Source organism: Myxococcus sp. AM010, assembly GCF_013372585.1.
GTDB lineage: Bacteria > Myxococcota > Myxococcia > Myxococcales > Myxococcaceae > Myxococcus > Myxococcus vastator.
Window position 1 is genome coordinate 1 of sequence record NZ_JABXEO010000154.1, and the last position, 8,618, is coordinate 8,618.

Annotated in this window: 6 protein-coding genes and 1 pseudogene; 4 read left to right on the forward strand and 3 right to left on the reverse strand. The window is 71.6% G+C overall.

Going from position 1 to position 8,618, the window contains the following annotated elements; translation table 11 throughout:
• A pseudogene (locus HV826_RS35330) lies at positions 1-300 on the reverse strand (hypothetical protein); the annotation flags it as partial.
• Between the two features lie 212 nt (positions 301-512).
• Here HV826_RS35330 and HV826_RS38210 point away from each other — a divergent pair.
• Positions 513-1,127, forward strand: a complete 615-nt coding sequence (locus tag HV826_RS38210) for a hypothetical protein (RefSeq protein ID WP_368671064.1) — start codon at positions 513-515, stop codon at positions 1,125-1,127.
• A gap of 976 nt (positions 1,128-2,103) precedes the next feature.
• Here the strand turns inward: HV826_RS38210 and HV826_RS35340 are convergent.
• Both HV826_RS35340 and HV826_RS35345 read right to left on the reverse strand, forming a co-directional pair.
• Positions 2,104-2,481, reverse strand: a complete 378-nt coding sequence (locus HV826_RS35340; RefSeq protein ID WP_176421419.1) for a hypothetical protein — start codon at positions 2,479-2,481, stop codon at positions 2,104-2,106.
• 91 nt (positions 2,482-2,572) lie between these two features.
• On the reverse strand, positions 2,573-4,336 hold the full coding sequence (locus HV826_RS35345) for an ABC transporter ATP-binding protein (protein WP_176421420.1): 1,764 nt from the start codon (positions 4,334-4,336) through the stop codon (positions 2,573-2,575).
• 158 nt (positions 4,337-4,494) lie between these two features.
• Between HV826_RS35345 and HV826_RS35350 the strand changes: the two genes are divergently transcribed.
• The 3 genes from HV826_RS35350 (at position 4,495) to HV826_RS35360 (ending at position 8,571) form a co-directional block, all read left to right on the forward strand.
• Positions 4,495-4,935, forward strand: a complete 441-nt coding sequence (locus HV826_RS35350; RefSeq protein WP_176421421.1) for a hypothetical protein — start codon at positions 4,495-4,497, stop codon at positions 4,933-4,935.
• Positions 4,936-5,103: 168 nt separating this feature from the next.
• Entirely contained in the window at positions 5,104-6,231 is a 1,128-nt protein-coding gene (dnaJ, locus tag HV826_RS35355) for a molecular chaperone DnaJ (RefSeq protein WP_176421422.1), read from the forward strand.
• 186 nt (positions 6,232-6,417) lie between these two features.
• Positions 6,418-8,571, forward strand: coding sequence for a penicillin-binding protein activator (locus HV826_RS35360; protein WP_176421423.1), 2,154 nt, complete (start codon positions 6,418-6,420; stop codon positions 8,569-8,571).
• Positions 8,572-8,618 lie beyond the last annotated feature (47 nt).

Genomic DNA, 8,618 nt, shown 5'->3' on the forward strand with positions numbered 1-8,618 from the left:
GGGCGGGCGGGCCTCGTCCTCCAGCCGCACGTGCCTTCCCTCCGCCACCCAATCCCAGAGGCCCAGCAGGTTCTGGTACAGGCGCCGGGCGATTTCCGGAGAGGGAAAGCGCGGCTCCTCGTCGAACAGGCCGGGGATGACGTCGCTGGGCGGCGTGCCGGCGGCGCGGGCGTCCCGCATGCGCTCGAGCACCTGGGCGCTGTCCAGCCCGCTGCCGGCCAGGTCCAGCAGGCCGTCGAGCGTCTGGGCGCCCTCGAAGTGGCGTTGGAAGTCCTCACCTCTGTCACGGGAGCGGCTCATGTGGGCGGGCACGCTAAGCACAGCGGGCGGGCGGGCGCACGCGGCTTCATGACCTCAGGAAGGGTGATGGCCATGGCTCAATCCTCCTGGTGTGAACAGTAGGGAGGCTCCAGGTGTGGGAGGAGCGGGGCCGCCAGGCAGACGAGCGGTGGGTCGTCTTCCGTTTCAGGACCTTCGCACCTAGTCTCCGTTCACACATGGCAGAAACCTCCGTGGAGACGTTGAAGACCGCGGTGCAGGCGCTCTACCGCGTCCACGCGGTGGAAGGGCCGCCCGGCGAGAATGGACTGCGCACCGTCTGGCACCTGTGCCCGGACGGCGCGGAGCTGATGTCCCTGGTGGACTCCGAGGGGCGCGTGCGCCGGCAGGAGCTCACGTTGCTGGAGGACCACTACGTGTGGGCCAGCGGTGAGGGCGTGCGCACCGGTTGTCTGGAGCGCGGCGGCAAGCCCACGGCCGCGGCGGTGGTCCAGACGGACCCGGAGCTCGTGCCGCAGCGGCTGATGCGCGCCGCGCTCGCCATGGGCACGTACACGGGACAGGACCGCTACCTGCTCCACATGCAGCGGGTGCTGGCGCTGGCGCGCGAGGGCCTGGAGATGAAGGGCGGCCTGACGCGTCCCTCGGAGCCCACGCTGCCCGCCGTGGAGGCGCCCATCGTGACGACGGCTCAGGCCGCCGTCTTCGACGTGCCGCCCGCGGTGGCGGTGGTGGAGGACGTGACGCCTCCGGTGGTGCGGCCCGGTGAGGGCATGACGATGCTGCTGGTGCTCGCCCTGGGGTTGCTGGTGGGGCTGGGGATGCTGGCGTTCATCTTGATGGGCTGAGCGGGGCTCACGTCTCCGGAGGGGGGCCGCGGCATGCTCCCGGTGGGGCTCTCGCCGTGTTCGCCGGGGATGGCCACCGGCGCGTGCGCCGTGGCGGAGCTCACCGGGTTCGCATCCAGCACCAGCAGCACGGCCACCGCGGCGGCGGGCACCAGCCGGGCGGACCAGCCCAGCGGCGTGTGGGCGTCTTCTCCGGCGCGCCGCCGGGCCATCAGCGTCAGCCCCAGCACCGTCAGCACCCCGGTGCACGTCCACCGCAGCGCGCGCAGGTTCGCCGTCGCGGCGAGCCCCGTGGCGATCAGCTCCGAGCGCTCCGCGTCCGGTAGCCGCGCCAGGCTGGTGAGGAAGCCCAGCAGGTGGCGGGCCTCGAGCGCGCCCACCAGGGCCACCGAGGCCAGGGACGCGGAGACGCCGCTGGCCAGCAGCAGTCTGCGGTTGCGGGGGCCCGCGGCCTCCCGGAAGCCCGTGGGGTCGAAGTGCGCCAGCGCCAGCCCCAGCGCCAGCCCCAGCAGCAGCGCGGTGCTCGTCCAGGCGCCCAGCAGCCGCGGCGCCATGGCCTCTCCCGTGCTGGTCGCCAGCGCCAGGCCCGCCTCCACCGTGTCCAGCCGGGGCAGGGACACCAACACCCGGTCCATCAGGACCTCGGTGCCCATCAACCCCAGCATCCACGGCAAGGTGGCCAGTCCCAGCATCGCGGACAAGGGCACCCGCCGCTCCACGCCCGAGCCCACCAGCGCCAGGGACAGCAGCGGCACCTCCAGGGCCAGGGCCATCGCCACCAGCGCGGCGAACGGCCCGGCCGCCTGGAGCGCTTGCGACACCCCGGCCATCCCCTCCAGCAGGGGCGCCAGTGTGAAGCACCACACGAACACTGTGACAGGCACGGCCAGCGCCACGGCCAGGCCGGGCGCGAGACGAAGCCGGAGCGGAACGAGCATTTCAGGAGAGAGTAGTCTCTCCGGTTAAGCCTGTGAAATTAGACCGGGGGACGACCCACGAGCCAGTAGATGACGCTCGCCAGCGCCCCCGCGACAGGCGCGACGAGCACACCCTGCAGGTAGAGCTTGAGACACCCGCCGTCGCCGCAGCCGATGCGGCCATGGGCGAGGACACCGGCCAGCAGCAGGGGCACGTGCATGCCCATGAGGAAGACGCCCGCGCCGCGCAGCACCAGCCCGCGGTACCAGGTGCGTGTCCACAACCGGAAGACGACGGGGAGCAGCAGCAGCGTCAGCGTGGCCGCGGTGGCCAGGGTGCCCTGCCGGGCCGACACCGCCACACACGCCAGCGCCGCGAGCGCCAGGGCGGGGATGAGCAGCAGGGTGTTGAGGGACAGCGGCTCCCGGGGACGCATTGAAGTCAGCCAGGGACGCTGGCAGAGCGAGCGTGGGGGTGCAAGGCGGAAGCGGGCGGGTGTCCGGCAGCGGCCAGGGACGCGCGCCGCTTTACGCCGCGACGGCGCCTTCGCCCAGGAGCTGCGTGTACCGGCCCCGCAGGGCCAGCAGCTGCGCGTGGGTGCCGGCCTCCACCACGCGGCCGCCCTCCACCACGGCAATCAGGTCCGCGTCACGCACCGTGGACAGCCGGTGCGCGATGACGAGCACCGTGCGCCCCTTCATCAGGGCCGCCAGGCCTTCACCCACCGCGGCCTCGCTCGCCGCGTCGAGCGCGCTGGTGGGCTCATCCAGCAGCAGCACCGACGGGCGGCACAGGAAGGCCCGCGCCAGCACCAGCCGCTGCCGTTGTCCGCCGGACAGCCGGCCGCCGCGCTCACCCACCACCTCATCCAGGCCGCCGGGCAGCGAGCGGACGAAGTCGTCCGCGTGCGCCAGCCGCAGCGCCTCCCACAGCGCCTCGTCCGTTGCATCGGGCCGGCCCAGCCGCAGGTTGTGCCGCACGGTGCCGGAGAAGAGCACGGGCTCCTGGGGCACCCACGCCACCTGGCCGCGCACGCTGGAGGGCTGGAGCGCCGTCAGCGGCGCCCCGTCCCACAGCACCTGTCCGCCCGACGTGGGCAAGAAGCCCAGCAGCACGGAGAACAGCGTCGTCTTGCCCGCGCCGGAGGGGCCCACCAGCGCCACGCGCGCGCCAGCGGGCACCACCAGGTCCACCCCGCGCAGCGCCTCGCGCCCGTCCGCGTAGGTGGCCCGCACGCCTTCCAGCCTCAGCTCGCGCGCCAGCGGCCCGGCGGCGGCGCCCACGTCCGGCGCGAACGGCGCGTCCGCCAGGGCGAAGAGGCGCTCCGCGGCGGCCAGGCCCGTCAGCACCTGCGACAGCGTGCCGCTGAGCGACTTCACGGGCTGGTACAGCAGCAACGCGGCGGCCATGAAGGAGAGCAGCCGCCCCGCCAGCGCCGGGTCCGCCGCCACCGCGCGCGCGCCCCAGGCCACCGCCATGGCCACGCCGGCGATGCCCAGGAGCTCCACCGTGGGGCTCACCGCGCCGCGCAGGAAGAGCGAGCGGCGCATCTCCCCCAGGTACTTGTCCGCCTCCACCTCGAAGGCCTCCAGCGCCCGCGGCTGTCCGCGGAAGGCCTGCACTACGGGCAGGTTCTGGAGCTGCTCGGCGGTGAGCGCCGTCAGCGAGCCCAGCCGCTCCTGCGAGCGCGCGGCCACCTTCTTCAGCGAGCGCGCGAAGCGGTTGATGGGCAGCACCGTCACCGGCACCACCACGAAGGTGAAGAGGAACAGCGTCTTGTCGATGAGGAAGCAGGTGACGAGCAGCGCGATGATTTGCAGCCCGTCCTTCACGTAGGACGTGAGCGCCTGCGTCACGGAGAACTCGACCAGGGGCACATCCGCGGTGAAGCGCGACAGCAGCTCGCCGGAGTGCCGCCGCTCGAAGAACGCGGGGGGCTGGCCGAGCAGCCGTCCGTAGAGGAACCCGCGCAGGTCCGCCATCACCCGCTGTCCCAGCCGCTGCATCAGCCCGCCCTGGAGGAACTGCGCGGTGGCCTTCACCATGGCCACGGCCACGACGAGCAGGGGCAGCCGCTTGAGCAGGGCGTCTCCCGGCAGGGACACCCCGGCGACGGTGACGGGCTCGTGGGTGAGCAGCGCGCGCAGCAGGGGGCCCACCACCCAGGCGTAGGCGGACGTGGCGATGGCCGCGGCCACCGACGCGCTCACCCCCGCGGCGAGCAGCAGGCGGTATGGGCGGAGGTAGCCGAGGAGCCGACGGTAGACGTGAGGCGAAGGACGGGGAGCCACTGTTCGGCGGCGGACTCTGTCACTGAGTCGCCAGAAGGTCCAAGGCTACCGGGTCCTGGAGTCTGATGCCTTGTCGGCTGCCCTGCCACCGGGCGCTTGCAGCGCCCGGGCCAGTTCCATTGCCCACCTTCAACCCTGCGGACAGGTTCAGGGGAGCCATGGAAACCAATAACGAAAAAGAGGCCCTGCTCAATCCGGGCTGTGAGCCGGTCGTGGAGGACGAGGAGCGCCGGCGGCTCCTGTGGCTGATGGCCGAGTACTTCCGGACCATCGGGTACACGGACATCAAGGCGCGCCTTCCCGGCTTCATGCCTCCTCCCATCCTGTCGGGGACCATCGAGGACCATCGCCCCGACTTCACCTGCCGGCAGTCGGACTCGGCACGCACGCCCATCATCCTGGAAATCGTCACCCCGAACATGGTGGAAGACCCCACGGCGGAGAACCGCTGGAGCCTGCTGGCCAGCGCCGCGAAGCTGTACAACGCGGAGCTCCACTTCGTGGTGCCCAAGTGGGCCTCCTCCGGCGCGGTGGACCCGGGACTCAAGCGCAGGCTGGCCCGGATGGAGCTGACGGCCAACCGCGTGTGGACCGTCTGACGGCTTCCCCTCTTCCCGCCACGCCACCCGCCCGGATGCCCGCCTGGCACCGGGTGGGCGCGGGCGGCGCGTGTCCCCGCTGGATTGCTGGTGCGGTTCGCTGCGTTATAGTGACTCGAGTTTTCACGCAGCGCAGAAAAGCACAGCAAATTCCAGGGGTTGTAATCAATGCCAGCGGCGGCGGGTCAGAAGCGCGACTACTACGAGGTCCTGGGCGTCCAGAAGTCTGTCTCCGCGCAGGAGCTCAAGAGCGCGTTCCGCAAGGTGGCGCTGCAGTACCACCCGGACCGGAATCCGGGGAACTCGGACGCCGAGGAGAAGTTCAAGGAGGCCTCGGAGGCCTATGAGGTGCTGAGCGACCCCGAGCGGCGGGCGAAGTACGACCGCTTCGGGCACGCGGGCAACCCCTTCGAGGGCTTCGGCGGCGCCGGGGGCGGGTTCCAGGGCGTCAACATCAACGACATCTTCGGCGAGATTTTCGGCGACATCTTCGGCGGTGGCCGAGGAGGGCGGCGGACGAGCTCGCGTGGCGCGGACCTGCGCTACAACCTGGAGATCACCTTCGAGGAAGCGGCCTTCGGCTGCCGGCCCAAGGTGACCATCCCCCGGCCGAAGAAGTGCGACACCTGCTCCGGCTCCGGCAGCAAGAGCAACACCGGGCCCCGGCCCTGCGCGGCGTGCGGTGGCAGCGGCGAGCTGCGCTACACCCAGGGCTTCTTCGCGGTGTCCCGGCCCTGCGGTGACTGCGGCGGCACCGGCGCGGTGGTGCCGGACCCGTGCACGCGCTGCAAGGGCGCCGGGAAGGTGCCTTCCGAGGAGGTCATCGAGGTGGCCATCCCCGGCGGCGTGGACAACGGCACGCGCGTGCGGCTGTCCGGCATGGGGGAGCCGGGAGACAGGGGCGGCCCGCCGGGTGACCTCTACGTCACCGTCATCGTGAAGGAGCACCCGCTCTTCCAGCGCGAGGAGTACGAGGTCTTCTGCGAGGTGCCCATCTCCTTCACGCAGGCGGCGCTGGGCGCGAAAATCGACGTCCCCACGCTGGACGGGAAGGTGAAGATGACCATCCCCAGCGGCACCCAGTCCGGGAAGGTGTTCCGGCTCAAGGGCAAGGGCATCCCCCACCTGCACAGCCAGCAGCGGGGTGACCAGCACGTGCGCGTCGTGGTGGAGACGCCCACCGAGCTGTCGTCGAAGCAGCGCGAGCTGCTGGAGCGGTTCGCGGAGGCCTCCGGCGAGGAGTCGCACCCGCAGTCGAAGAGCTTCATCGCCAAGGTGAAGGAGCTGTTCGGCTGACGACGGTTGCGGGCGCGGGGCCGCGAAGGCGCGGCCACCGTGCCGCGCTTGCCGGGCAGGCGGGCGCCGCGGCGCGGCGGGCCGCCGTGGGCACGGGCACTGCAAAACAGCGGATCCTGGCAGTGGAATCTTCCCCCCGCTCGGGTGTCGACGGGGGCGCACCCCACTGCTATGCACGCCCCTGCCATGGATGTCCTGCCCACCTTGCGCCGCTCGCTCGTCATCGCCCTGGCCCTGCTGCTGACGGCCTGCCCCCGGTCCACCCGAACGCCCTCCGGAGGTGACCTGCCTTCGGGAGACCCTTTCCCCACGCGTCCTTCGGTGGAGGCGAAGAAGGACCCCGCCGCCGACGCGGCGCTGGCGCAGGCGTCCCAGACGGCCAGCGCCACCCCGGACAAGAAGAAGGCCGCGGAGGCCTACCTGTCGGTGCGCAAGGCGTATCCCGCCACCACCGCGGGCCAGGACGCGCTGTATCAGGCCGGCGTCCTCTTCTTCGAATCCAAGGACTTCGTCAACGCGCGCAAGAGCTTCAACGAGCTGCTCTTCGAGAACCCGCTCTACGCGCGCGCGGATGACGCCAAGCGCAAGCTGGCCGTCTCCGCGATGGAGGTGGGCGCCTACCGCGACGCGTACCAGACGCTCTCCAGCCTCGCCGAGCGCGCCAGCGGCGCCGAGCGCACCCAGCTGCTCAACGAGGCCGCCCGCGCCGCCGAGGGCGCCGGCCTCTACGAGCAGGCGCTGCGGATGGCGGTGGACGAGGCGGGCCAGGCCCAGGGCGCGCAGGCGCAGGCCGCCGCGGTGGCCAAGGTGGAGGCGCTGGTGGAGGGCCGCGCGGGCTTCGCGGACATCGCCCGCGTGGCGGAGGGCCTGCCTGCGTCCAACCCGGCGTGGCCCGTCATCACCTTCAAGCTGGCGCGCGTCTACTACCACCTGCGTGACTGGACGCGGCTGGAGGAGACGCTGAACCGCTTCCTCGCCCAGGCGCCCGGCCATGCCTTCGCGCCGCAGGCGCGCGAGCTGCTGGCCCGCGCCACGCGCCGGGTGGAGGCCCGCCCGCGCACGGTGGGCGTGCTGCTGCCCATGACGGGCCGCTACCAGCCCATTGGCGAGGCCGTGCTGCGCGGCATCCAGCTGGGGCTGGAAGGCAGCGGCGTGGAGCTGGTGGTGAAGGACACGCAGGGCGACGTCAACAAGACGGGCCAGGCCATGGAGCAGCTGGCCTTCGACGACGGCGCCATCGCCGTGCTGGGGCCCCTGCTGGCGGACGACTCGAAGCGCGCGGCGCTGGTGGCCGAGGAGCTCCAGGTGCCGCTGCTGACCATGAGCCGCCAGGACGGCATCACGGAGATGGGCAGCTACGTCTTCCGCAACATGCTCACCAACGCGGCGCAGGCGGAGGCCATCGCCGACTACGCGATGAACGTGAAGGGCTACAAGCGCTTCGCGCTGCTGTACCCGAACATCCCTTACGGCGTCGAGCTGGCGGATGCCTTCTGGGACCAGGTGGTGGCGCGTGGCGGCGGCGTGCGCGGGGCGGAGCGCTACTCGCACGACCAGACGACCTTCACCACCGAGGCCAAGAAGCTGGTGGGCCGCTACTACCTGGATGACCGCGGCGACTACATCGAAGGCGTGCGCGACGTGCAGGGGGAGAAGCTGGACGCCTTCCGCCGCCGCAAGGCGATGGAGAAGGTGAAGAGCGGCGTGGAGCCCATCATCGACTTCGACGCCATCTTCATGCCGGACGACTGGCGCCGCGTCAGCCTGGTGGCGCCCGCGCTGGCGGTGGAGGACATCGTCACCAACGCGTGTGAGCCGCGCGATTTGGAGCGCATCCGCAAGACGACGGGCAAGCGGGAGCTGAAGACGGTGACGCTCTTCGGCGCCAACCAGTGGAGCAGCCCCAAGGGCCGCTCGGGGCTGCCGGAGTTGGTGGAGCGCGGCGGCAAGTTCGTCACCTGCTCGGTGTACGTGGACGGCTTCTTCGTGGACTCGCAGCGCCCGGCCACGCGCCGCTTCGTGCAGCAGTACCGCGAGGCCTACCGGGCGGAGACGGGCAGGGACCCGGGTCTGCTGGAGGCCATTGGCTACGACTCCGGCCGGATGTTGCGGCAGCTCATGGCGCAGAAGGATGCGCCGCGCACACGCGCGCAGATGCGTGACGCGATGGCCAACCTGAAGGACTTCGACGGAGCCACCGGGCGCACGTCCTTCAACGAGAAGCGCGAGGCGGTGAAGCAGCTGTTCCTGCTGTCCATCGACAACAAGGGCGTCAAGGAAATCAACGTCGAGCAGGAGCGGCAGAAGGCCGCCTCGGCGTCAGGAGGCTCTGGGACATGAAGTTCGCGAGGGGGGCGTTCGCGCTGCTGGCGGGCGGGGTGGTGGCG

Bases quoted from the DNA above. Each gene is read 5' to 3' on its own strand.
- dnaJ (WP_176421422.1), top strand. From the start codon at position 5,104: ATGCCAGCGGCGGCGGGTCAGAAGCGCGACTACTACGAGGTCCTGGGC.
- HV826_RS35360 (WP_176421423.1), top strand. From the start codon at position 6,418: ATGGATGTCCTGCCCACCTTGCGCCGCTCGCTCGTCATCGCCCTGGCC.
- HV826_RS35340 (WP_176421419.1), bottom strand. From the start codon at position 2,481: ATGCGTCCCCGGGAGCCGCTGTCCCTCAACACCCTGCTGCTCATCCCC.
- HV826_RS35350 (WP_176421421.1), top strand. From the start codon at position 4,495: ATGGAAACCAATAACGAAAAAGAGGCCCTGCTCAATCCGGGCTGTGAG.